The 21,852-nt window shown below is 67.0% G+C and carries 22 protein-coding genes and 1 pseudogene; 10 read left to right on the top strand and 13 right to left on the bottom strand.

What is annotated here, in order from left to right:
* Positions 1-381 precede the first annotated feature (381 nt).
* The 8 genes and pseudogenes from rpoH to A9976_RS31390 form a co-directional block, all read left to right on the top strand.
* Positions 382-1,326 (top strand): RNA polymerase sigma factor RpoH, encoded by a 945-nt coding sequence (rpoH, locus tag A9976_RS11540; protein WP_183019120.1) that lies wholly within the window; start codon positions 382-384, stop codon positions 1,324-1,326.
* 96 nt (positions 1,327-1,422) lie between these two features.
* The gene (locus A9976_RS11535; RefSeq protein WP_183019119.1) at positions 1,423-2,415 is read left to right on the top strand and encodes a tripartite tricarboxylate transporter substrate binding protein; all 993 of its coding nucleotides are present in this window, start codon (positions 1,423-1,425) and stop codon (positions 2,413-2,415) included.
* Between the two features lie 19 nt (positions 2,416-2,434).
* On the top strand, positions 2,435-3,181 hold the full coding sequence (locus A9976_RS11530; protein WP_183019118.1) for a sterol desaturase family protein: 747 nt from the start codon (positions 2,435-2,437) through the stop codon (positions 3,179-3,181).
* Positions 3,178-4,113, top strand: a complete 936-nt coding sequence (locus A9976_RS11525) for a fatty acid desaturase (protein ID WP_183019117.1) — start codon at positions 3,178-3,180, stop codon at positions 4,111-4,113. The genes A9976_RS11530 and A9976_RS11525 overlap by 4 nt, the downstream gene beginning before the upstream one ends.
* 15 nt (positions 4,114-4,128) lie before the next feature.
* On the top strand, positions 4,129-6,081 hold the full coding sequence (locus A9976_RS11520; RefSeq protein ID WP_183019116.1) for a 3-oxoacyl-[acyl-carrier-protein] synthase III C-terminal domain-containing protein: 1,953 nt from the start codon (positions 4,129-4,131) through the stop codon (positions 6,079-6,081).
* Positions 6,081-7,070, top strand: a complete 990-nt coding sequence (locus tag A9976_RS11515; protein WP_183019115.1) for a DUF6999 family protein — start codon at positions 6,081-6,083, stop codon at positions 7,068-7,070. Before A9976_RS11520 ends, A9976_RS11515 begins: the two co-directional genes overlap by 1 nt.
* Positions 7,071-7,303: 233 nt before the next feature.
* Positions 7,304-7,987 (top strand): Crp/Fnr family transcriptional regulator, encoded by a 684-nt coding sequence (locus A9976_RS11510; RefSeq protein WP_183019114.1) that lies wholly within the window; start codon positions 7,304-7,306, stop codon positions 7,985-7,987.
* A gap of 106 nt (positions 7,988-8,093) precedes the next feature.
* Positions 8,094-8,305 (top strand): annotated as a pseudogene (locus tag A9976_RS31390) (DNA-binding protein); the annotation flags it as partial.
* On the opposite strand, the gene A9976_RS11505 reads toward A9976_RS31390, so the two are convergent.
* Entirely contained in the window at positions 8,302-8,760 is a 459-nt protein-coding gene (locus A9976_RS11505; RefSeq protein ID WP_183019113.1) for a helix-turn-helix domain-containing protein, read from the bottom strand. The pseudogene A9976_RS31390 and the gene A9976_RS11505 sit on opposite strands and share 4 nt — an antisense overlap.
* Before the next feature lie 149 nt (positions 8,761-8,909).
* On the opposite strand from A9976_RS11505, the gene A9976_RS11500 reads away from it, so the two are divergent.
* Complete coding sequence (locus tag A9976_RS11500; RefSeq protein WP_183019112.1) at positions 8,910-9,305, top strand: hypothetical protein; 396 nt, start codon at positions 8,910-8,912, stop codon at positions 9,303-9,305.
* A gap of 19 nt (positions 9,306-9,324) precedes the next feature.
* Here A9976_RS11500 and A9976_RS11495 read toward each other — a convergent pair whose 3' ends face one another.
* The 5 genes from A9976_RS11495 to A9976_RS11475 form a co-directional block, all read right to left on the bottom strand.
* Positions 9,325-11,097, bottom strand: coding sequence for a bifunctional diguanylate cyclase/phosphodiesterase (locus A9976_RS11495; protein ID WP_183019111.1), 1,773 nt, complete (start codon positions 11,095-11,097; stop codon positions 9,325-9,327).
* The gene (locus A9976_RS11490; protein WP_183019110.1) at positions 11,094-12,671 is read right to left on the bottom strand and encodes a PAS domain-containing methyl-accepting chemotaxis protein; all 1,578 of its coding nucleotides are present in this window, start codon (positions 12,669-12,671) and stop codon (positions 11,094-11,096) included. The genes A9976_RS11495 and A9976_RS11490 overlap by 4 nt, the downstream gene beginning before the upstream one ends.
* A gap of 161 nt (positions 12,672-12,832) precedes the next feature.
* The gene (locus tag A9976_RS11485; RefSeq protein WP_183019109.1) at positions 12,833-13,447 is read right to left on the bottom strand and encodes an SCO family protein; all 615 of its coding nucleotides are present in this window, start codon (positions 13,445-13,447) and stop codon (positions 12,833-12,835) included.
* Positions 13,448-13,643: 196 nt separating this feature from the next.
* Positions 13,644-14,333, bottom strand: a complete 690-nt coding sequence (locus A9976_RS11480; RefSeq protein ID WP_183019108.1) for a hypothetical protein — start codon at positions 14,331-14,333, stop codon at positions 13,644-13,646.
* On the bottom strand, positions 14,320-15,093 hold the full coding sequence (locus A9976_RS11475; RefSeq protein ID WP_183019107.1) for an SURF1 family protein: 774 nt from the start codon (positions 15,091-15,093) through the stop codon (positions 14,320-14,322). The genes A9976_RS11480 and A9976_RS11475 overlap by 14 nt, the downstream gene beginning before the upstream one ends.
* Positions 15,094-15,122: 29 nt before the next feature.
* Here A9976_RS11475 and A9976_RS11470 point away from each other — a divergent pair, with 29 nt between their 5' ends.
* Positions 15,123-15,365, top strand: a complete 243-nt coding sequence (locus A9976_RS11470) for a twin transmembrane helix small protein (protein ID WP_034390667.1) — start codon at positions 15,123-15,125, stop codon at positions 15,363-15,365.
* Positions 15,366-15,434: 69 nt separating this feature from the next.
* Here the strand turns inward: A9976_RS11470 and A9976_RS11465 are convergent, their stop codons facing one another.
* From A9976_RS11465 to A9976_RS11440, 7 genes are all read right to left on the bottom strand, one after another.
* On the bottom strand, positions 15,435-16,316 hold the full coding sequence (locus A9976_RS11465; RefSeq protein WP_183019106.1) for a cytochrome c oxidase subunit 3: 882 nt from the start codon (positions 16,314-16,316) through the stop codon (positions 15,435-15,437).
* Between the two features lie 70 nt (positions 16,317-16,386).
* On the bottom strand, positions 16,387-16,599 hold the full coding sequence (locus A9976_RS11460; protein WP_183019105.1) for a DUF2970 domain-containing protein: 213 nt from the start codon (positions 16,597-16,599) through the stop codon (positions 16,387-16,389).
* A complete protein-coding gene (locus A9976_RS11455) occupies positions 16,596-17,216 on the bottom strand; it encodes a cytochrome c oxidase assembly protein (RefSeq protein ID WP_183019104.1) in 621 nt (206 codons plus the stop codon). Before A9976_RS11455 ends, A9976_RS11460 begins: the two co-directional genes overlap by 4 nt.
* 24 nt (positions 17,217-17,240) lie before the next feature.
* Positions 17,241-17,348 carry a cytochrome oxidase small assembly protein gene (locus tag A9976_RS31180; RefSeq protein WP_220808608.1) on the bottom strand — a complete coding sequence of 36 codons (108 nt, stop codon included), beginning with the start codon at positions 17,346-17,348 and terminating at the stop codon, positions 17,241-17,243.
* A gap of 19 nt (positions 17,349-17,367) precedes the next feature.
* On the bottom strand, positions 17,368-19,038 hold the full coding sequence (gene ctaD, locus A9976_RS11450) for a cytochrome c oxidase subunit I (protein ID WP_160851933.1): 1,671 nt from the start codon (positions 19,036-19,038) through the stop codon (positions 17,368-17,370).
* A gap of 35 nt (positions 19,039-19,073) precedes the next feature.
* Entirely contained in the window at positions 19,074-20,255 is a 1,182-nt protein-coding gene (coxB, locus tag A9976_RS11445; RefSeq protein ID WP_183019103.1) for a cytochrome c oxidase subunit II, read from the bottom strand.
* Positions 20,256-20,919: 664 nt separating this feature from the next.
* Complete coding sequence (locus tag A9976_RS11440; protein WP_183019102.1) at positions 20,920-21,822, bottom strand: trans-aconitate 2-methyltransferase; 903 nt, start codon at positions 21,820-21,822, stop codon at positions 20,920-20,922.
* Positions 21,823-21,852 lie beyond the last annotated feature (30 nt).

Below are 21,852 nucleotides of genomic sequence, written 5' to 3'. Positions count from 1 at the left end.
TCAGGCCGCGAGACCCGCGAGGCAGCTCGGCCGCTCAAGCATCCCAGATGCTGGAGAACAGTTGCCGGGCGCGGCCCGCAGGGCCTGGTGGATTACGGTTGCGGCAAGCCCGGCACGGTGGTATCCAGCGGCGAAGCTGCAGCCGGCCTGCTGCAACTGGGCCGGCAGATTGAAAGCCTGCTGGAAAAACTGTAATGCTCTCCCGGCAATATGCGCCCACCGCTGGCAAGCAGGGTTTCCAAAAATCGCTCAGACTAGGCACAAACGACTTTTGGCACTCCAAAAATGAGTGCAACCGTCTGAAAAACCCACGGAACTTTGGCTTTAGCACTCGGTCATAACGAGTGCTAATATGAAGGAATGGAAGAAAGGAACTCTGCAATGACAAACGCCTCCGGCTCCATTGCGACCACCTTGGCACCCGCTAACCCCTGGGCCCTGGTGCCGCCTCTGGGCAATCTGGATGCCTACATTTCCGCGGTCAACCGCCTGCCCATGCTCACCCTCGAGGAAGAGCAGGACTATGCCCGCAAGCTCAAAGAACACAGCGATCTGGACGCCGCAGGGCGTCTGGTGATGTCCCATCTGCGCCTGGTGGTTTCCATCTCGCGCCAGTACCTGGGTTACGGCCTGCCGCACGGCGACCTGATCCAGGAAGGCAACGTGGGCCTGATGAAGGCTGTCAAGCGCTTCGACCCCGATCAGAACGTGCGCCTGGTGAGCTACGCCATGCACTGGATCAAGGCCGAGATCCACGAGTACATCCTCAAGAACTGGCGCATGGTCAAGGTCGCCACGACCAAGGCCCAGCGCAAGCTGTTCTTCAACCTGCGCTCCATGAAGCAGGGCCTGAAGTCCGACGCCGCCATGGCCGAGGACGGCGCCATGCTGCGCGATACGCTGACCTCGGGCGAGATCGACGCCGTGGCCGAGAAGCTCAACGTCAAGCGCGAAGAAGTCATGGAGATGGAAACGCGCCTGGCCGGTGGCGACGTGCTGCTGGATCCCTCGCCCGGCGACGATGGCGAACAGGCCTTCGGCCCCATCGCCTACCTGGCCGATGGCGCACACGAACCCACGGCCATGATCGAGTCGCGCCAGCGTGACCATCTGGCCACCGACGGCATTGCCATGGCGCTGGAGTCGCTGGATGACCGCAGCCGCCGCATCGTCGAGGAGCGCTGGCTCAAGGTCAACGACGACGGCTCGGGCGGCATGACGCTGCATGAGCTGGCCGCCGTCTACGGCGTGAGCGCCGAGCGCATCCGCCAGATCGAGGTGGCTGCCATGAAGAAGATGAAGAAGGCCCTGGCCGAATTCGCCTGATGGCCTGACGGCCTGGGCTGACAAGCCGCTTCAAGACAAACCCGGATAATCTCCGGGTTTTTTATTGCCCGCAGCCTTTGCGGCCCACACGCCCCCATGCCCGCCAGCGCCATCTCGCCATTACGCCGCCTCTTCGCCAATGCCTTGGCCACAGCCCTGGCCTCGGCCCTGCTGCCTTGCGCTGCCGTGGCGGGCGACGACTGGCCCAGCAAGCCGCTGCACCTGATCGTCGGCTTTCCCGCCGGCTCCTCCCCCGACCTCACGGCGCGCGCCCTGGCCGAGCCGCTGGAAAAGCGCCTGGGCCAGCCCGTCATCGTCGAGAACAGGGTGGGCGCAGGCGGCAACATCGCGGGCGAGCAGGTGGCCCGTGCGCGCGACGGCCATACCTTCAGCGTGATGATCAACGGCAACCTGACGATTGCCCGCCTGCTCAACCCCGCTGTGCGCTACGACCCTGTGAAGGATCTGCAGCCCGTCAGCCTGATCGGCGTGGCGCCCCTGGTGCTGGTGGCTCCGGCCGGCGCGCCCGAGGGCCGCGCCTTCCTGGAGGCCGCTGCCCAGGCTGGCAGCCGCTGGAGCTACGGTTCCCCAGGCGTGGGCACGGTGGGCCACCTGGGCATGGAGCTGCTCAAGAGCCGCTCCGCGCTCAGGCCCGAACACATCCCCTACCCCGGCTATCCGCAGGTGTTCAACGCCATCCAGGGGGGCGACCTGCAGCTGTCCATGCTGCCGCCCGCACTGGCCATGGCCCAGGTGCAGGCCGGCAAGCTGCGCGGCGTGGCCGTGACCTCGGCCGCGCGCAGCCCGCTGGCGCCGGGACTGCCCAGCCTCAAGGAGCTGGGCGTGGGGGATTTCGATCTGGAGATCTGGAACGCCGTGGCCGCGCCCAAGGCCATGCCTGCGGCCCATGTACAAAAGCTGGCCGAGGCGGTGGGCGAGATCGTGCGCTCGCCCGAGATGCGTGCACGCCTGGCCGCCCAGGGCTGGCAGGCTGTCGGCAGCTCGCCCGAGGGCCTGGCCCTGCGCATACGCCAGGACGTGACGGCACTGGGCCGCATCATCCGCGAACAGGGAATCCACGCGCAATGACGTGCTCGATCACACTGCCATGACCGCTGCCCAAGCCTTCACCGAACTCAACGCCTGGCAGGTCATGGCCTGGGGCCTGCTCTTCTTCGGCGTGCTGTACACGGCCGGCGGCTGGGGCATGACGGCGCTCACGCGCTGGCTGCAGCGGCGCGGCACGGGCCGCGTGCTGGACACGCGCCCGCTCAAGCCCGACCAGTTGCGCCGCGAATGGCGCCAGTCGCTGCATTCGGTGCTGATCTTCGGCATCGGCATGATCGTGCCCTGGGGCCTTCTGCAACTGGGCTGGGCGCGGCTGGAGCCCGATGCAGGCCCCTGGCGCATCGCCATCGAAATCGTGGTGCTGCTGATCTGGAACGATGTGCATTTCTGGATCAACCACCGCCTGCTGCACACGCGGCTGCTGGGGCGCTTTCATGGTGACCACCACCGCTCCATCGTCACCACGCCGTGGTCCACCTACAGCTTTCATCCCGTCGAGGCGCTGATGCTGGGCAACGTCATCCTGCTGCCCATGGTGGTGCATGACTTCAGTTTCTGGTCGCTGGCCTCGGTGCCGGTACTCAGCCTGCTGCTCAACGTCATAGGCCACTCCAACTACGACTTCTTCCCCGGGGTGTCCGACACGCATGCGCTGGCCGCCAGCCGGCGCCACCATCTGCACCATGCCCGGCCCAATGGCAACTACGGCTTTGCGCTGGCCTTCATGGACCGGCTGATGCGCACGCGCGTGGCACTGCCCCCCACGGCCCGGCCCAGGACTGAATGAGCCGACCGACCGCCCGCCACATCCAGCCACGGCTGCCCCGGCTGCGCCACTGGCGCGACCTGCAGTCGCTGGCCTATCTGGTGGCGCTGCCGCTGATCGTGTGGTGGCAGTGGCGGCATGGCTGGAACCTGTGGCTCTACGGGATCGAACTGTTCCTCACGCTGGGCGTGGGCGTCATCCACCACAACCACACGCATTTGCGCATGTGGCGCGGGCGCTGGACCAATCGCTTCACGGACTACTGGCTGACCCTGCTGCAGGGCCACCCGACCTTTGTGTTCTGGCCCGCCCATGTGGCCAACCACCACCGCTTCCGCCATGGCCCGCGCGACATGGCACGCACCTACCGCTTCGGCGGCGACCACAACCATCTGCTGGGCTACCTGCTCCACCCGCTGCAGGCCGGCTGGGTGCTGTACCCGCTGTTCCTGCGCTGGCTGGGACAACTGCGCCGGCACTGGCCCGGCGCCTTCCGCTACTGCATGGGCCAGTATCTGCTGTGGCTGGGCAGCTGGGCGCTGCTGCTGTCGCTGGATTGGCAAAAGGCCTTGCTGCTGGTGATCGTTCCCCAGCTGCATGGCCTGCACTGGCTGCTGGCCACCAACTATCTGCAGCACGCCCATGCCGATGGCCGGCCGCTGACGCGCGGCCAGCGGATGGACAGCGCCACGCCACTGAACTACGCGCGCAACTTCGAGGGCTGGGTCAATCCGCTGCTGTTCAACATCGGCCTGCACACGGCCCACCACGAGCGGCCCCAGGCCCACTGGTCCGAGCTCACGCGCCTGCACAGCGAACACTACCGCCAGCGCGTGGCCCCTGCGCTCAACGAAGGCGGACTGCTACCCTACATGGCCCGCGTCTTCGTGCTCGGCACGGTCTGGCCGCCGGCGCGCACGCGTGCGCAAATGCCTTCCGGAACATACGACTGATACGACCCTGAACCCATGCCCGTCGCCTATTCCAATGTCTATCTGCATGCCGCAGGCATGTTCCTGCCCGGTGAACCCGTGGACAACGCAGGCATGGATGCCTACGTGGCGCCGCTCAACCGCCTGTCCGAGCGCCTCAAGCGCCGCATCCTGGCCGAGAACGGCATTGTCCAGCGCCACTACGCCATAGACGCCGAAGGCCGCACCGTCCACAGCAACACGGCCATGGCCGCCCAGGCCATCCATGACTGTCTGGTACAGGCCGGGCGTGCGCTGGGCGATGTCGGCTTCCTGGCCAGCGGCTCCTCGGGCGGCGATGCCCTCATGCCCGGCTTTGCCAACATGATCCAGGGAGAGATGGCCGCGCCGCCCATGGAGACCCTGTCCGTGCACGGCGTCTGCGCCGCCAGCGTGGGCGCGCTGCAGGCAGCGGCCCAGGCCGTGGACCGCGCGCCCGACTCGCTGGCCCTGGCCGTGGCCAGCGAAATGCCCTCGCGCCTGTTCAAGCGCTCGCGCTTCGCGGCCCAGGGATACGACACGGATTTCGACGCCCACTTCCTGCGCTGGATGCTGTCCGATGGCGCAGGCGCCGTGCTGCTGGGCGGCCCGCAGGCCCTGCCCCATGCACCCGGCCTGCGCCTGAAGCTGCGCTGGACGCACCTGCGCAGCTTTGCCGGCGACTACCCGGTCTGCATGCAGCTGGGCCTGACGCCCGACCGTGCCACCAGCCACCTGGACTTTGCCGCCTGGGGCGATGCCGAGGCCGCAGGCGCGCTGTCGCTGCGCCAGGACATCCGCCTGCTGCCGCACCTGTTCGATGTCTGCATCCACGAATACGCCCACCTGGCCCACACGGGCTGGGTGCCCGGGCGCGGCATCGACCATTTCCTGTGCCACTACTCGTCCGAGCGCTTCATCCCCGTGGTCGATGAGTTGCTGGGCAAGGCCCAGCTCGGCATCCCGCGCGAGCGCTGGTGGAGCAACCTGGCCTGGCGCGGCAACACGGGCGCGGCCTCCATCTTCGTGATGCTGTCCGAGTTCCTGCGCACGCAATCGGCGCGCCTGAAGCACGGCGACACCGTGCTGTGCTTCATTCCCGAATCGGGCCGCTTCACGGCCGGCTACATGCTGCTGGAAGTGGAGGATGCGGCCCAGGCTCCCACCGCCACCCGGGCCACGGCCGCAGCACGCAGTGCCACCGCCGAAGCTCCCGCTGCTCCGGACCTGCTGCCCGATGCCTCCACCATCGCCCCGCCCCATGACCCGGACCAGGCGCCGGCCGCGCTGGCGCCGCTGCTGACCGAGCTGGCCAGCCTCTGGCAGGACTATCGCTCGCGCGTGTGGCGCACGCCGCTGCTGCAGCGCATACGCACAGGCAGGCTGCAGACCGCCGACTACGTGCGCTGGATGAGCCACTGGGTTCCCCAGGTGCGCGAGGGCAGCCTGTGGATGCGCGAGGGCGCGGCCTCGCTGACCGGCGAACACGCGGCGCTGGCCGCACTGATCGACGTGCATGCGGGCGAGGAGCAGAACGACTTCCGCATCCTGCACGAGGACTACCTCAAGGCCGGCGGCACCGAGACCGACCTCACACGCCTGCGCCGCAACCCCGGCGGCGAGGCGCTCAACGCCTACCTGCACGGCCTGGCCGCCACGCCCAATCCGGTCGGCCTGCTGGGCGCCATCTACATCATCGAAGGCACGGGCCAGCGCATCGTGCCCAGACTGCTGCCGCTGCTGCGCGCCAGCCTGCCGCTGCCGCCCGATGCCTTCCGCTTCCTGGAATACCACGGCGCCAACGACGAACACCACCTGGAGCGCTGGCTCATGGCCGTGCAGATGGTGATGGCGCTGGACGACACAGGCGGTAACGGCGGCACGGCGGCGCAGGCCATCGTGCGTACCGCGCGCCACACGGCGGGGCTGTACCTGATGCAGTTCGAGCATGTCCTGCCCGAGGAGCACTGATGCAACCCCCAGACTTCATCGAACCGCCCCACGACGAGCGCGACCCCAGCCCCTGGCGCGCGCTGTACCTGGACCAGAGCACGCCGCTGCCCGACGACGTCAAGGCCGCCTGGCTGCGTGACTGCAGCAGCGGCTCGCGCCAGTACCTGCTGCCCTTCCTGCGCCCGCTGGCACGCACCAGCATCGTGCTCATCCAGGTCCTCAAGGTGCTGCTGCCGCGCAACTGGGCGCACTCCAGGCTGCTGCACCGGCTGCTGGCCTTCAGCATGAACCGCTTCGTCTCGCCCGAGGCCAACTGGCTCATCCTGCGCCATTTCCACCTGGGCTCGCAGATCCTGGCCTTTGTCGCGGCCAACGCGCCCACGCCCGTGGCCACCACGCCGCTGGAGCCGGGCGGCATCGACGACATCAAGGACGACCTGTTCCTCAGGCACGACCTGAACCTGTTCAACTTCGTCATCCGCCTGAACAACGCCCTGCGCGCCGCAGGCCAGGAACTGCAGCCCGTGGCCGAGCCCGACTTCGCCATGCTGCGCAACCCGCCCCTGCGCCTGGAGGACATGCCGCGCGGCCGCCTGAACCTGCTGGACCTGCAAAGCGCCATCGAGGTCTACACGCCCGTCTACCAGCTGCTGCTGACCGACAACGACTTCTGGCGCGCCAGCAACTCGCTGCAGCTGGACGAAACCGTGGCCATCTATGCGGCCAAGATCCTCGCCTCGCCCGAGCACCTGGTCATGCTCAACAACAAGCACCCGCTGGTGCCCCTGTCCACCCTGCGCGCCGGCCACCGCCTGGTGCTGCACGGCCTGTCCACCGAAATGCTGCACTGCCTGCTGATGAAGGTCGCCGGCGGCGACATCCCGCTGCCCGCACGCGAACTGGCACGCATGCGCGAGGCGGCCCGCACCCACGGCAGTGACAGCAGTGACGGCAGCGGCAGCAGTGACAGCAGCGCCAACAACGCCGACAGCACCGCAGCCGTCTGACCCAGGTCAAGGAACAGCGGCAGATGGCCGCCATCCCGCACGAAACGCGTTACATCACGTTGCATTCAACGGCATAGCCCGCTAGCCTGCACGGCTTCTCCCGGGGCGCGCCGCCCGGGTCCATTGCCGGTGCCCTGGGTGGCTTTCTGCCCGCCCAGGCTGCGGCGCATCCTAGCCTGCGTGCCATGCCATCGTCGTCCTCCACGCCTTCAGCGGTTCGCTGCAGCGAATGCATGCGTTCGTCCCATTGCCTGCTGGGCCAATTGCCCGAGCCCGCATTCCGTCAATGGCTGCCGCATATCCGGGAACGCGGCCTGGCCAAGGGGCACAGGCTTCAGGCGCAGGGCAGCGTCGCCCATGAATTCCAGGTGATCAAGATCGGCTTCGTACTGGCCATGCGCCAGGGCGCCGACGGCGTGGCACGGCCCGTGGCACTGTTCGGCAACGGCCATGCGCTGGGCAGCCCGGGCTGGCTGCAGCAGCCCTCGGCCATGCACTTCGAGGCGCTGGGCCCCGGCCGCATCTGCTGCGTGGACATCCCCACCATCACACGCCGCGGCCTGGTCGATGCCGACTTCGTGCGCGCACTGGCCACCAGCTACACCCACAACAACGCCCTGCTGGCCGAATGGGCACGCATCGTGCGCATCCCCGGCGTGCTGCGCCAGCTGGCCGCCACGCTCATGCAGCTGGCGTCGCTGCAGTCGAGCCTGCTGGTGCGCCTGCCCAGCCAGGGCGCACTGGCCGCCCTGCTGGCCACCACGCGCGAGACCATCGCGCGCAGCCTGGTGCGCCTGGTGCAGCTCGGCGCACTGGAGCGGCCGGACCGATGGCATTGCGTGCTGCAGCCTGCGGTGTTGCTGAGGATCAGTGGGGGAGGCGTGAGGGATTTGGAGTACCAGAGGATGGGAGGCTGAACACCCATACCAGGCTCCTTTTTTCGGGCCAGGCTAGCGTATGTACTACCTCCAACGCGATCATGTTCTGATCGTGATGCTTGGCGGCGCAGACAAGTCCAGCCAGGCGCAGGACATTGCTGCGGCTCTGGGCGACATCGCACGCGCGCGCGGTGCGGCATGACTCAGTTCGCTCGCGACACCGGACTTTCTCGCGAAAGCCTCTACAAAAGCCTGTCTGGCCTGTTGCCCCCTTGTTTCAGATCGGGGCGCTGCAAGCGGTTACGACAGCGCAGGCCTTTCGCCTCGGCCATCACGATCCACAATAGAAAAGACTAGTCTTTTCCATCCTTTTTCTTCCCACCGCCCAATGCCTGCTCCAACCGCTCGATACGGTGAAGAAGCTCTCCGTACCTGGCCTCTGTCTGCGCCTCGAATTCAAGCACCATCCGGCGAAACAGCGACTCTGGAGCCAGTCCCGTTCGGGAAATGATTTCCCCCCATCGCCTTGCCGTATCCGCGGTGGCTCGCAAGACCAGATTTGACGCAGGCTCGCCCCCACCGGGCGTTTTTTCATTCTCCGGCACCCCTGTTCCGCTGAGCAACCACTCCAGGTCCACAGCGAGCGCGGCAGCCAGGCGCTTGGCAACATCCGGGCGCGGCTTCGCTCTCCTGGTCTCGTAACGGCTGATCTGCGTCGCCGCAATGTCGCTGGCTGCAGCCAGCTCGACCTGGGTCAGGTGCAGGCGGCTTCGAGCGTCCGCCAGACGGTTCGCGAAATCGGGATTTCCCATGAAGGATTGAAAAAGGCTATCAAAGACTAGCCTTTTGATGTACTATTCATTCACACTCGACAGCAGCCACTGGCGAGCCCGCTTGCAAGATCCGTATCGCTCAAACACACGGATCTGCTGATTCGCGCCCTTTCAGGAGGAACGAAACCATGTCGGATGATGGCATATCGGCGCCTGCCCGCCAGGCATGTGCAGGCAGCCCCCCGCAGCCTGCGTTCAACGCCGAGGACCTGGCGTCCGATGCGCTGTGCCATATGGAAGCGGCGCTGGCCGTGCTGGAAGTGCACGCGCAGCGGTGCCAGTATCCGGACGTGCATGCTGCGCTCGATTTGCTGCGCAGCTACTACGACACGGCCTATGGCCACATGGACAGCGAGCCCCTGCCAGACATGGAGTCTGTGGTATTGCCCAGAATGTCTTCGGACCTGGACCGTGTCGTCGGAATCCTCCAGCGGGTGAACGGCGACGACAGGGATGACCTCATGCTGCACGCCGTGAATCATCTGTTGCGCGCTGCGCGCAGGCACATCCAAAGGCAGGCCTGAACCAGGGTCTGTTCACACCCTAGGCCACCCCCGCCTGCTGCGCCAACAGCGTCGCCACGGGCCTGTGGATCAGTGCTGGAATCTGCTCTGCCGGCATGGCGCGGGCGAACAGCCAGCCCTGGTAGGCGTCGCAGTCCAGGATGCGCAGCAGGCGCAGTTGCTCGGCCGTTTCCACGCCTTCGGCGACCACCTGCAGGCCCAGGGTGCGGGCCAGCGCGATCACGGCCTTGACGATCTTGGCGTCGGCCGGGCTGTCGAGCATGGGGCCGATGAAGGTGCGGTCGATCTTCACGCGCGAGACGGGCAGATCGCGCAGGTGGGCCAGCGAGGAGTAGCCGGTGCCGAAGTCGTCCAGCACCACGCAGACGCCGGCCGCCAGCAGGCTGCCCAGCAGCTCGCGCGCCTGCAGCGGGTCGGTCATGGCGGCGGACTCGGTGACTTCCAGCTCCAGCAGGTGCGGCGGCACGCCATGCCGGGCCAGGCTGGCCATGAGGCGCTGCTGCAGGTCGGCCTGGCGCAGTTGCTGGGCCGAGAGGTTGACCGCCACGCGCAGCGGCATGCCTGCGCGCAGCCAGTCGCCGGCCTGGCGGCAGGCAGCATCGATCACCCACTCACCCAGGGCCAGGATCAGGCCCGTGGATTCGGCCACGGGCACGAAGCGTTCGGGCGAGACCCAGCCCATCTGCTCGTCGTTCCAGCGCAGCAGGGCTTCCACGCCCTGGACCTGGCCGCCCAGCACCTGTACCTGGGGCTGGAAGTGCAGGCTCAGCAGACCCCGGTCCAGGGCACGCTTGAGGCGTTCGTGCAGCAGCACTTTCTCGGCCATGGCCTCGCCCATGGCGCTGGCGTAGCGCGCATAGGAGGCACGGCCGCGCTGCTTGGCGTCGTACATGGCCATGTCGGCATAGCGCATGAGGGTGGCCGCATCGCCCGCGTCCTGCGGATAGAAGGCTGCGCCCACGCTGGCGCCGAAGTTCAGCGCGTAGTGGCCTATGGTGCAGGGCCGGCACAGCTCGTGCAGCAGCGCGTCTATGCGCTGGCGCAGATCGGGCTCGTTGCAGGGCTGCAGCAGGGCGGTGAACTCGTCACCGCCCATGCGCGCCAGCGTGGCCGAGCCGCCCAGCGCAGCCTGCAGGCGGCGCGCCACCTCCTTGAGTACCTGGTCGCCCACGTCATGGCCATAGCCGTCGTTGATGGCCTTGAAGTTGTCGAGGTCGAGCAGCAGCAGCGCAAAGGACGCGGGGCCGGCACCCGAGCCCGCCTGTGCCTGCGCCTGCGAGATCGCCTGCTCCAGCTGCAGCCCGAACTGCCAGCGGTTGAGCAGGCCGGTCAGGGTATCGTGGGTGGCATGGTAGTGCATGCAGGCCTCCATCTGGCGCAGCTGCGACAGGTCCCGCACAAAGGCCACGGCCACACCGCCGCCGTGCGGCGAGTGGCCCAGGGCGATGTCCACGGACAGGCGCTTGCCGTCCTTGCGCAGCAGCCACAGATCGCGCCCCTGGCCCATGGGCCGGCGCGCGGGCTGGGCAAAGTAGGACTGCAGTTGCGGCCCGTGGGCCGCGTGCGCCTCGGCCGGCAGCAGCATCTGCAGCGGGTGGCCCAGCAATTCGGCGGTGCCATAACCGCTCATGGCCTGTATGGCGGGATTGGCCAGCAGGATGCGGCCGCCGCGGTCCACGAGCAGGATGCCGTCGGGCGCGGCCTCCATTGCCACGCGCTTGAGGTCTTCGTCCAGCGCCTCGCCCGGAGCTGCGGAGTCGCCGGCATCCATGCTCCAGCCCGGCGCCATCATGCGGACGCCCCGCTGCCGTGAAATACCGATGCCGCAGCCTCCAGCGCCTGCGCCTGTGCGGCCAGCAGCTGTGCGTGCCCGATGGTGTCGCGCGCCAGAGCGGCATTGTGCTGGGTCATCTGTTCGAGCTGCTGCACGGCGGCCTGCACCTGCTGCACGCCGCCGGCCTGGGCCTGGCTGGCGGCCTGCATGCCTTCGGCCAGCACCAGTTGCTCGCGCATATCGGCCTGCACAGCCTGCATGGCCTCGCCCACTTCGCGCGCCATGGCGCAGCTTTGCGCCACCTGCTGCTGCGATGCCTCGATCAATGCCTTGATCTGGCGCGCGGCGTGGGCGCTGCGCTGGGACAGGCCGCGCACCTCGTCGGCCACCACGGCAAAGCCCTTGCCGTGTTCCCCGGCGCGTGCGGCTTCCACGGCGGCGTTGAGCGCCAGCAGGTTGGTCTGGAAGGCAATGCCGTCGATGAGCGAGCTGATCTGCCCCACCTGGTCGCTGGTCTGGGCCACGCCGCGCATGCCCTGGTCCAGTTGCACGACCATGCGGCTGCTCTGCCCTGCCATGTCCACGCCGTGCCGCGCGCGGGCGGCGGCCTCGCCGGCCTGGGCGCTGCTGCGCTCGATGGCGCCGGCCAGGGCCTGCATGGCCTGGGCCGATTGCTCCAGGCTTGCGGCCGCGGCCTCGGTGCGATCGCTCAGTTCGGTGCTGCCCTGCTGCACGGCCAGCGCGCAGCGGCGCACCTGGTCGCTCTTGCCCTGGATGTCGCCGACCAGGGAGACCAGGTTGAGCCCGGTCTGCCGCACGGCGCTGCCGATGGCACCGATCTCGTCCGTGCGCTGCAGGAACAGTGCATCGGTCTGCTGCCCGCTGGCCACGGCCTGGGCCTGGCCACGCAGTGCCGCCAGGGGCATGAGCAGACGGCTGCGCAGCCACTGCCCGGACGCCACGCAGGCCAGGCTCCAGATCAGCCAGGCCGGCCAGACCTCGGCCAGCGGCACGGCCGATGGCTGCAGCACGGGTGACCACAACCCGGCCGACCCCAGCAGCCACAGGCCGGCCACCACGGCCTGCACGCGCCAGGCCAGTGGCCGAAAGCGCCACCACCGCTGCAGCGCGCCCACGGCGCCGCGCCCCACGGGAAAGCCCCGGTGCAGGCCAAGCGAGCGCACGCCGGCATTGATCTGTTCATAGAGCGCCGCATGCTGCTGCACCTCGCGCGGCTCGGGCCGGGTGCGCACGGACAGGTAGCCGACCACGGCGCCCGCATGGCGTATGGGACTGGCGTTGGCACGCACCCAATAATGATCGCCGTTCTTGCGCCGGTTCTTGACCAGGGCGCTCCAGGGCAGCCCGCGCTGGATGGTGGACCACATGTCGGCAAAGGCGGCGGCCGGCATGTCGGGATGGCGCACGATGCTGTGGGCCTTGCCGTAGAGCTCGGCGGCCTCGAAGCCGCTGACGCGGATGAAGGCATCGTTGGCATAGACGATGCGCCCCTTCAGGTCGGTGACGGAAAGAAGCGTCTCTCCTTCGCTCAGAGGGTACTCACGCTGGGTGACGTACACGTTTCGCCGCATGGATCAGGTCTCTCGGAGATGGGCGGGGCGTCGGCATGACATCCCCAGGCGGGGCCCACTCTAAGCAGTCCTGAGGCGATGCACATCAGGGATGGTGCGCTGCAGCGCACCTAAACGCAGCCAATGTGACGGGGGTCACATTGGCTGCGGCGCGCGCAGGATCAGGAGCGTTTTTCCTGCAGCAAGGCCTTGACGTCGGCACCCAGCACCTGCGGGCCGCCGCCGTATCGCTCATACACGCGCAGGCGGCCGGCCGTGTCATAGACATAGCTGCCGGCCGAATGGTCCAGCGTGTAGCTGCCTTCGGTCTTGCCGGGCACTTTCTTGTAGAACAGCTTGAAGTCCTTGGCGACGGCGGCGGTCTCGTCCGGCGTGCCGTGCAGGCCGACGAAGCCGGGGTCGAAATTGCCCAGGTAGGCCTTGAGCACCTCGGGCGTGTCGCGCTCGGGGTCCAGGGTGACGAAGACGCCCTGCAGCTTGTCGCCATCAGCGCCCAGCTGCTGCTTGACCTCGACCAGCTCCTGCAGGGTGGTGGGGCAGACATCGGGGCATTGCGTGTAGCCGAAGAAGACCACGACGACCTTGCCCGCAAAGTCCTTGAGGCTGCGCTGCCTGCCGTCCACATCGCGCAGGGGAATGTCCTTGGCGTATTCGGCGCCCGTGACATCGACGCCCTGGAAACTGGTCTTTGCCTCGCGCGAGCACCCGCTCAGCGCCAGGGCGCCCCATGCCATGGCGGTCAAGCCCAGAACGCGCAGCGCTGTCCGTTTGTTCATGCTTCCTCAACAAGGTAGTTGCCGCAGGCTGCGTGGCCGCAAAGGCTGCGCGCCGGCCCGGGCTGGAAAGGGGAAAGGCGAAAGCGTCCGCTGAAGGAGCTTTCGCACAGCCGCAAACCATAACCCATAACCGCAAGACCCCGGGGCTGCGGGGCCTGCCTGCCTGCCTGCCTGCCTGCCTGTCTACTGGCCAGCCCTACCCGCCGTCGCCCGGACGCCCTGCCGTGTCCCAGGAAGCCGAGGCACGCAGCAACCGGTCCAGGTCGCGCTTGGCCTTGCCGGCATCGGCCATGCCCAGGCCGGCGGGCATGCGCATCATCCAGTGGCCCTGCGGGTCCACCACATACAGGTGGTCCTGCAGCGCCTGGCCGGCCGCCGGCTGCAGCCAGCCGCGCAGCACGGCCTCGGGCACGCGCAGCACCGTGGCCTGGGCCAGCGCGGGGCGCAGGTGCGCGGGCACGGCTGCGTCGTCGGAGATGAGCCAGACCCTGTCCAACCGGTCCTTTTCACGGCCCAGTGTTTCGCGCAGCTGGCGCTGCAGATAGAGATGGCTTTCGCAGGCGCTGCCGCAGGCACCGCCCGCCACGCTGAGCAGCAGCCACTGGCCCTTGAGCGACTGCAGCGGCAGGGGCGCACCGTCCAGCGTGGTGGCCGTGGCCGAAGGCAGGGCCGGCTGGGCCGCGATCAGCTCGCCAAAGCTGCGCTGCTGGCCGGGCCGCAGCACGTAGTAGGTGAGGTAGGAGGCCACCACGGGCGCGGCACAGACCGCGAACACGGCCAGCATCTTCCAGCGGCCGCTGCGCGTGCGTTGCGCGCCAGCCAAGCCCGGCTGCAAGGGCGGCAGGCCATGGACGGTCATCTCCAGGGGAGTCTCAGGAGCGGGCATGGCGCGGGCGGACAAAGCGTCGGACGATTTGGAACCAGACATACAAAAGCGTGATCAGGGCCGCGAGTCCAAACCATTGGAACGCATAGCCATGGTGTTTCTCGACACCGGCCGTCACAACGGGCCAGTCGCGCCGCAGGCCTTCGCTGGCTTCGCCGGTCTGCAGCAGGCTCCATTCGCGCAGCGGCAGCCCGGAGGCCACGGCCCATTCGGCAATGTCCACATTCTGTCGGATGCGCGACTTTTGCCCATCAGGGTCTGCCCCTGCCCGGCCGAATTCGTAGAGCCGGGACGGCGCGGCCTCCATGCGCCCCTGGACGGTGACCAGGCCTTCGGGCGTCTGTACCTCGGGCAAGGCCGCGCGGTCCAGGAAATTGCGCGGCACCCAGCCGCGCTGCACGGCAATCACCACATCCTCATGCGGCGCGGCCAGCCGCAGCGGCGTGAGCACGAAGAAGCCCGGCTGGCCCTGCATCTGGCGGTTGTCCAGGTACAGCGACTGCCCGGCAATCCAGTGGCCCTGCAGTCGCACGGGCCGGTGCAGCCAGGGTGCCGCCTCGGGGTTCATGGCAGCACCGGGCTGCATGGGTGCCAGCTGCGCGTTGTCCAACGGCGGCAGGTCCTGCTGGCGCTGCACGGCATCGAACAATTGCTGCTTGTAGGCCGCGCGCTGCAGTTGCCAGCGGCCCAGGGACAGCGTGATGGCCACGCCGACCAGCGCGGCCAAGGTGATCAGTACAAACCGCCAGCGGTCTGGCATTCTGGAAACACGCACCGGATAATCCACCCATGAAATTCGTGATCGTTCTCGCCCTGCTGGCCATTGTCGCCAGTCTGGGCAGCGCCTTGTTCTTCATGATGCGCCGCAATCCCGAAGACCAGGAGGGTCCGGGCGACGACAGGCGCCGCAGCCGCGCCATGTTCCGCGCACTGGCGCTGCGCGTGGGCCTGTCCATCGCGTTGTTCCTGTGCGTGCTGCTGGCCGCCAAGCTGGGCTACATCCATCCCACCGGCTGGACCGCCGGGCAATAGACAAGCCCCCTGCCCCGCAAACAAAAAGAAGCGCCCAGGCGCTTCTTTTTGCATGGGGCGGACTGGCCCTCACATCCAGTACACAAGGACGTAGAGGAACAGCCAGACCACGTCCACGAAGTGCCAGTACCAGGCCGCGCCCTCGAAGCCGAAATGCCGCTCGGACGTGAAGTGCCCCGCATGCAGGCGCATGGTGATGAAGAACAGCATCAGCATGCCCACGAAGACGTGGAAGCCGTGGAATCCCGTGAGAAGGAAGAAGGTCGAGCCGAACACGCCCGAGGACAGCTTGAGGTTCAGCTCGGTGTACAGGTGGTAGTACTCGTAGCCCTGCACGCACAGGAAGACGAAGCCCAGGACCACCGTCATCCACATGAAGGCGATGGTGCGGGCGCGGTGGCCGGCCTGCAGCGCATGGTGGGCAATGGTCAGCGTCACGCCCGAGGTCAGCAGCAGCGCCGTGTTGATGGTGGGCAGCCAGAACGGGCCCACGGTCTGGAAGGGCTCGACGCTGTTGGCCGGCGAGGCCGTGGCACCGGCCGCCATGCTGGGCCAGACGGCCTTGAAGTCGGGCCACAGCAGGGCGTTGTCCAGGCTGCCCAGCGCGGGCACCGAATGCGAGCGCGCCCACCACAGGGCGGTGAAGAAGGCGCCGAAGAACATCACCTCGGAGAAGATGAACCAGCTCATGCTCCAGCGGAAGGACAGGTCGATCTTGCGCCCGTACTTGCCCGACTCGCTTTCATGCGCGGCTTCCCGGAACCAGAAAAAGAGCACGGCCAGCCACCAGACCAGGCCAAGGCCCAGGCTGTACATGCCCCATTCATGCCCGTTGATCCAGTTGCCTGCGCCCAGGATCACGAAGAACAGCCCCGTCGCCGCCATGACGGGGTGGCTGGACTCTGCCGGCACGTAGTAGTAAGGCGTTTTGCCGTGGGTGGTTGCACTCATTGCTCAGCTCCTGAAATTCTTGGTTCTCTGTTTCCCGTGTATCACTCTCTGTCCCCGATGGCCGCGCCGCTCAGACCACGAGCTTGACCAGCGCGATCAACCCCAGCACCAGCACGAAGATGGCCGCCAGCCCCACTGCAATCACATGCAGCGGCGTGATGCGCTCCCCGTCCTGCTGGTACTCGCTTCCCTTGCGCACGCCGAAGAGCGACCAGGCCACGGCGCGCACCGTGCGCCACACGCTGGGCGGGCGGCGCGGCTCCCGTGGCTGCGGCGCATTCATGAGGCGGGCTCCTGCTTCGGCCCTGCCGCCACCGGCGCCTCGCCCGTGGGTGCGGCCGGCGTTTTGCCGCCCACCTCGAAGAAGGTATAGGACAGCGTGATCGTGGTCACATCCTTGGAGATGCGCGGATCGATCACGAAGGCCACCGGCCATTCACGCTTCTCTCCAGGCTCCAGCGTGTACTGCGAAAAGCAAAAGCACTCCAGCTTGTTGAAATGCGCGGCCGCCTGGCGTGGCGCATAGCTCGGTATCGCCTGCGCCGCCATGCGGCGGTCCTGCACATTCTGGAACTCGTACATGACCGTGGCCAGCTCGCCCGGATGGACCTGGATGGAGCGCTGCGCCGGCTTGAAGTCCCAGGGCCCGCGCGCATTGGCGTCGAACTCCACGGTAATGGTGCGGCTCTTGTCCACCTGCGAGTTGGCGGGCAGCTTCACATCGCGCCCGGCCGTGCCGTTGCCCGGCACCTGGCGCTCGGACAGCGACAGGATGTTGATGCCCGTGAGCTCGCAGATGTGCTTGTAGATGGGTATCAGCACGTAGCCGAAGGCAAACATGCCCAGCGCCACCACGGCCAGCTTGCCCACCATCTTCGCGTTTTCACTGCGCACGCTCACGGACGTCCCTCCTGTTGCCGGCCCTCAATGGAGCACGGTGATCTTGACCACGAAGCCGGCCAGAAAGACCAGCGCCACCGATACCAGGATCAGCGCCAGCCGCAGGTTGGCTTTTCGTTGCTGTGCGTCCATGTGTCTTTCCCTTGCTGTATCAGCCTATGACGCGGGTCGCCGTCGCATCCAGCTTGGGCGGCGTCTCGAAGGTATGGAACGGCGCCGGCGAGGGCACTTCCCACTCCAGGCCTTCTGCAGCCTCCCAGGGCTTTTGCGGCGCCTTCTCGCCCTTGCCGCGCATGGCGGGCACGACGACGAAGAGGAAGAAGTACACCTGCATCAGGCCGAAGCCCAGCGCGCCCAGCGAGGCCACCATGTTGAAGTCGGCGAACTGCATGGGGTAGTCGGCATAGCGGCGCGGCATGCCGGCCAGGCCCAGGAAGTGCATGGGGAAGAAGGTGACGTTGAAGAAGATCAGCGAGCCCCAGAAGTGGATCTGGCCGCGCGTCTCCGAATACATCACGCCGGTCCACTTGGGCGCCCAGTAGTAGTAGGCCGCGAACATGGAGAACAGCGATCCGGCCACCAGCACGTAGTGGAAGTGGGCCACCACGTAATAGGTGTCCTGCAGCTGGATGTCGATGGGCGCCATCGACAGGATCAGGCCCGTGAAGCCGCCCATGGTGAACACGAAGATGAAGCCCACCGAGAACAGCATGGGCGTCTCGAAGGTCATGGAGCCGCGCCACATGGTGGCCACCCAGTTGAAGATCTTCACGGCCGTGGGCACGGAGATCAGCATGGTGGCGTACATGAAGAACAGCTGGCCGGTCACGGGCATGCCGGTGGTGAACATGTGGTGCGCCCACACGATGAAGGACAGGATGGCGATGGACGAGGTCGCATACACCATGGATGCATAGCCGAACAGCTTCTTGCGGCTGAAGGCCGGCACGATCTGGCTGATGATGCCGAAGGCCGGCAAGATCATGATGTAGACCTCGGGGTGGCCGAAGAACCAGAAGATGTGCTGGTACATCACCGGGTCGCCGCCGCCTGCGGGATTGAAGAAGCTGGTGCCGAAATGGCGGTCCGTCAGCGTCATGGTGATGGCGCCGGCCAGCACGGGCATGACGGCGATCAGCAGGTAGGCGGTGATCAGCCAGGTCCAGGCGAACATGGGCATCTTCATCAGCGTCATGCCGGGCGCGCGCATGTTGAGCACGGTGACGATGATGTTGATGGCGCCCATGATGGAGCTGGCGCCCATGATGTGCATGGCCAGGATGGAGGTGTCCATGGACGGGCCCATCTGCAGCGTCAGCGGCGCATACAGCGTCCAGCCTGCGGCGGGGGCGCCGCCTGGCATGAAGAACGAGCCCACCAGCATCAGGCCGGCCGGAATCAGCAGCCAGAAGCTGAAGTTGTTCATGCGCGCGAAGGCCATGTCGGAGGCACCGATCTGCAGCGGCAGCATCCAGTTCGCAAAGCCCACGAAGGCCGGCATGATGGCGCCGAACACCATGATCAGGCCGTGCATGGTGGTCAGCTGGTTGAACAGCTCGGGGTTGACGATCTGCAGCCCGGGCTGGAACAGCTCGGCGCGGATCAGCAGCGCCAGCACCCCGCCCACCATCAGCATGGTGAACGAGAACAGCAGATACAGCGTGCCGATGTCCTTGTGGTTGGTGGCGAACATCCAGCGCCGCCAGCCCGTGGGCGTGGCGTGGTGGTGATGGTCGTCATGCCCGTGTCCATGCTCGTGCTCATGCGCATGTTCGTGGCCCTCGCCCGCAGGGCTGTGGATGGGGGGAAGTACGGCGCTCATGCTGTTATCTCCAATCGCTCATCTGTCTTGCGTGCTCACTGCGCAGGGAACTTGCCGGTGCGGGCGGCCACGAACTCGGCCGGCTGCACCAGCTGGCCGGTCTTGTTGGACCAGTGGTTCTTGGCAAAGGTGACCACGGCGGCCAGCTCGGTATCGCTCAGCTGTTTCCAGGCGGGCATGGCGCCGTTGGCACGGCCTTCCAGCACCACATGCATCATCTCGGCCGTGGGGCCCAGGACGATGGGGCTGCCGTCCAGCGGCTTGATGGGACCGGCGCCCTTGCCGTTGGCCTGGTGGCAGGCCGCGCAGTTGGCGGCATAGACCTTCTCGCCGCGTGCCATCAGGTCGGGCAGGCTCCAGACCTTGCTGGGGTCGTCCTTCTTGGCTGCGGCGATCTTCTTTTGCTCATCCACCCAGGCCTTGTAGCCGTCGCTCGACAGCACCTTCACGTGGATGGGCATGTAGGCATGCTCCTTGCCACACAACTCGGCGCACTGGCCGTAGTAGTCTCCGGTCTTCTCGGCACGGAACCAGGTGTCGCGCACAAAGCCCGGGATCGCATCCTGCTTGATGCCGAAGGACGGCACCATGAAGGAGTGGATCACGTCGTTGGCCGTGGTGATGATGCGCACCTTGCGGTCCACGGGCACGACCAGCGGGTTGTCCACCTTGAGCAGGTAGTCGTTGGGCGCCTTGGAGACATCGCCGCTGTCGGACAGCGCGCGGTGGCTGCTGTCCAGCGTGGAGATGAAGCTCAGGCCCTCGCCTTCGCCGTTGATGTAGTCGTAGCCCCATTTCCACTGGTAGCCCGTGGCCTTGATGGTGACATCGGCGTTGGTGGTGTCCTTCTGCGCCACCAGCACCTTGGTGGCCGGCAGCGCCATGAGCACGACGATGATGAAGGGCACGACGGTCCAGACCACCTCGACCGTGGCCGATTCGTGGAAGTTCGCCGCCTTGGCGCCGCGCGATTTGCGGTGCTTCCAGATCGAATAGAACATCACGGCGAACACGCCGATGAAGATCACCGTGCAGATGATCAGCATCATCCAGTGCAGGTAATGCTGCTCATGCGCGATGCGCGTGACCGCCGGATGAAGGTTGAGCTGATTGACGGCCGGGCCGCCTGGCAGATCTGTCGTCGCATGCGCAAGGGAGCCTCCCCCTGCCACACTCATCAAGCCCCAGAGAACCAGCCTGGTGGAAATGCTTTTCATAGTTTTCACTTACATCTAAGCCTCGGGTTATCCACTCGCTCCGCTGCGCCGGCGTGGGGGCCGCGCAGCCAGACCGTTCAACGCCTGCCCAAAGGGCAACTCCCGGCCTCAACTGTCCGAGCATGCATGAAAGCGCCGCAGATGTGCCTGCGCGCAATCACCAATAGCGTGCCAGCCGGCATCAGCGGCAGCTCGGACGCGGGACCGGGATTCGGGCGTGCAGCCATCCCCGCCTGCGCCTGCAGGCGCATGAATTCGGGGGACAGCAGCAAGGTGGACGGAAGAATGCGCGCACGCCGGCCATTCCGTGCATGTGTGCCATGCAGACCGGGGGCGGATTGGAAAAGGGGAAGCATGCGGCCCGGCATGCGACGCAGAAGGGGGGATAGCAGGGACAGAAAGACCAGTGCCCGCTCCCAGAGGAGCAGGCACTGCTGCAGCCGGTGATGATCAAACTCGTGGGCAGGCCGCTCCTGGATGGGTCGGCCCGTTCTCGTTCCCGTGGCAAAACGAAACACCAAATCGTCTCCCCTTTCGGCCTGCGGACCGCTGGTCTTTTCCCGGCCCGGGAAAGCGAGCCCAGGGAAAAGCTGTTGTCTCTGTCAGCTCGGGAAAAGTGTAGACGTTTTTGTTTTCGATCAATGACCGGAAAGCGACATTGGGGCTATCGCAAACCCGTGTTGCGCGGCTGGCGCAGCATGCTGCGCATGTCCTCCAGCGATACGGCGCTGCTGGACTCCAGGCGCACGCGCGGCTGCGGCTTGTAGGCATGGCCGTAGACGATCTCGAAGGTCAGCGCCAGCTGCCCGTCGGGGCCGGCCAGGCGCTCGCGCAGGGCATCGTGCAGGCGCTGCTGCCAGCGGCGGCCGCGCAGCGCGGCAAAGCGCTGCGGATGGAAGTTGCGGCCCAGCTCGCGCAGCTCCTGCAGCAGCCGCTCGGGCGTGGCAAAGGTCAGCGTGATGTGCTCCATGTCCATCACCGGCTCGCTGAAGCCTGCGTGCACCAGCATGTCGCCCCAGTCATGCATGTCGGTGAAGGCCTGGCCGGCGGGCGGCCAGCCCAGCTGGGCGTAGATGGCGTGCAGCTCGCGTAGCGTATCGGGCCCCAGGCAGGAGAACATCACATAGCCGTCCACGGACAGCGCCTGGTGCCAGCGCGTGATCAGCGCCTGCGGGTCGGCCTGCTGGTGCAGGGCCATGTTGGCCCACAGCATGTCCACGCCGGCAGGCTCGGGCTCGCCAAACTGCGTTGCGCCCCCGGTCCAGCGCGCGGGCTGCCACCAGCGCGCGCCCAGCTGCTCGCGGGCCGCGGCCTCGTGCGCGGGCGAGGCTTCGTAGACCAGGCATTCGGACTGCGCATAGCGCTGGCGCAGCAGCGCATGGGCCTGCAGGCCGCCGCGCACGGGCTGCCAGTGGCACCAGCGCCGGGGCGGCTTGACGATCCAGTCCAGCCGCTCCTGCATGCGGCGCGCCACCTCCTCATGCAGCCACGGCGAGGCCACAGGCGCGGCCTGCTGCCAGCGCAATGCGGCGGCCGGATCGATGGTGGGGGGCAATTCGTGGGACATGGCTGGGCGGGGAATCCGGGCTCCTCGAAA

Origin of the sequence: Delftia sp. UME58 (genome assembly GCF_014170385.1) — a bacterium.
In the GTDB taxonomy this organism is placed as follows: Bacteria; Pseudomonadota; Gammaproteobacteria; order Burkholderiales; family Burkholderiaceae_C; genus Comamonas; species Comamonas acidovorans.
This window is presented reverse-complemented; position numbering and strand designations above follow the sequence as displayed.

Bases quoted from the DNA above. Each gene is read 5' to 3' on its own strand.
- rpoH (WP_183019120.1), top strand. From the start codon at position 382: ATGACAAACGCCTCCGGCTCCATTGCGACCACCTTGGCACCCGCTAAC.
- A9976_RS11535 (WP_183019119.1), top strand. From the start codon at position 1,423: ATGCCCGCCAGCGCCATCTCGCCATTACGCCGCCTCTTCGCCAATGCC.
- A9976_RS11530 (WP_183019118.1), top strand. From the start codon at position 2,435: ATGACCGCTGCCCAAGCCTTCACCGAACTCAACGCCTGGCAGGTCATG.
- A9976_RS11525 (WP_183019117.1), top strand. From the start codon at position 3,178: ATGAGCCGACCGACCGCCCGCCACATCCAGCCACGGCTGCCCCGGCTG.
- A9976_RS11520 (WP_183019116.1), top strand. From the start codon at position 4,129: ATGCCCGTCGCCTATTCCAATGTCTATCTGCATGCCGCAGGCATGTTC.
- A9976_RS11515 (WP_183019115.1), top strand. From the start codon at position 6,081: ATGCAACCCCCAGACTTCATCGAACCGCCCCACGACGAGCGCGACCCC.
- A9976_RS11510 (WP_183019114.1), top strand. From the start codon at position 7,304: ATGCGTTCGTCCCATTGCCTGCTGGGCCAATTGCCCGAGCCCGCATTC.
- A9976_RS11505 (WP_183019113.1), bottom strand. From the start codon at position 8,760: ATGGGAAATCCCGATTTCGCGAACCGTCTGGCGGACGCTCGAAGCCGC.
- A9976_RS11500 (WP_183019112.1), top strand. From the start codon at position 8,910: ATGTCGGATGATGGCATATCGGCGCCTGCCCGCCAGGCATGTGCAGGC.
- A9976_RS11495 (WP_183019111.1), bottom strand. From the start codon at position 11,097: ATGATGGCGCCGGGCTGGAGCATGGATGCCGGCGACTCCGCAGCTCCG.
- A9976_RS11490 (WP_183019110.1), bottom strand. From the start codon at position 12,671: ATGCGGCGAAACGTGTACGTCACCCAGCGTGAGTACCCTCTGAGCGAA.
- A9976_RS11485 (WP_183019109.1), bottom strand. From the start codon at position 13,447: ATGAACAAACGGACAGCGCTGCGCGTTCTGGGCTTGACCGCCATGGCA.
- A9976_RS11480 (WP_183019108.1), bottom strand. From the start codon at position 14,333: ATGCCCGCTCCTGAGACTCCCCTGGAGATGACCGTCCATGGCCTGCCG.
- A9976_RS11475 (WP_183019107.1), bottom strand. From the start codon at position 15,093: ATGCCAGACCGCTGGCGGTTTGTACTGATCACCTTGGCCGCGCTGGTC.
- A9976_RS11470 (WP_034390667.1), top strand. From the start codon at position 15,123: ATGAAATTCGTGATCGTTCTCGCCCTGCTGGCCATTGTCGCCAGTCTG.
- A9976_RS11465 (WP_183019106.1), bottom strand. From the start codon at position 16,316: ATGAGTGCAACCACCCACGGCAAAACGCCTTACTACTACGTGCCGGCA.
- A9976_RS11460 (WP_183019105.1), bottom strand. From the start codon at position 16,599: ATGAATGCGCCGCAGCCACGGGAGCCGCGCCGCCCGCCCAGCGTGTGG.
- A9976_RS31180 (WP_220808608.1), bottom strand. From the start codon at position 17,348: ATGGACGCACAGCAACGAAAAGCCAACCTGCGGCTGGCGCTGATCCTG.
- ctaD (WP_160851933.1), bottom strand. From the start codon at position 19,038: ATGAGCGCCGTACTTCCCCCCATCCACAGCCCTGCGGGCGAGGGCCAC.
- coxB (WP_183019103.1), bottom strand. From the start codon at position 20,255: ATGAAAAGCATTTCCACCAGGCTGGTTCTCTGGGGCTTGATGAGTGTG.
- A9976_RS11440 (WP_183019102.1), bottom strand. From the start codon at position 21,822: ATGTCCCACGAATTGCCCCCCACCATCGATCCGGCCGCCGCATTGCGC.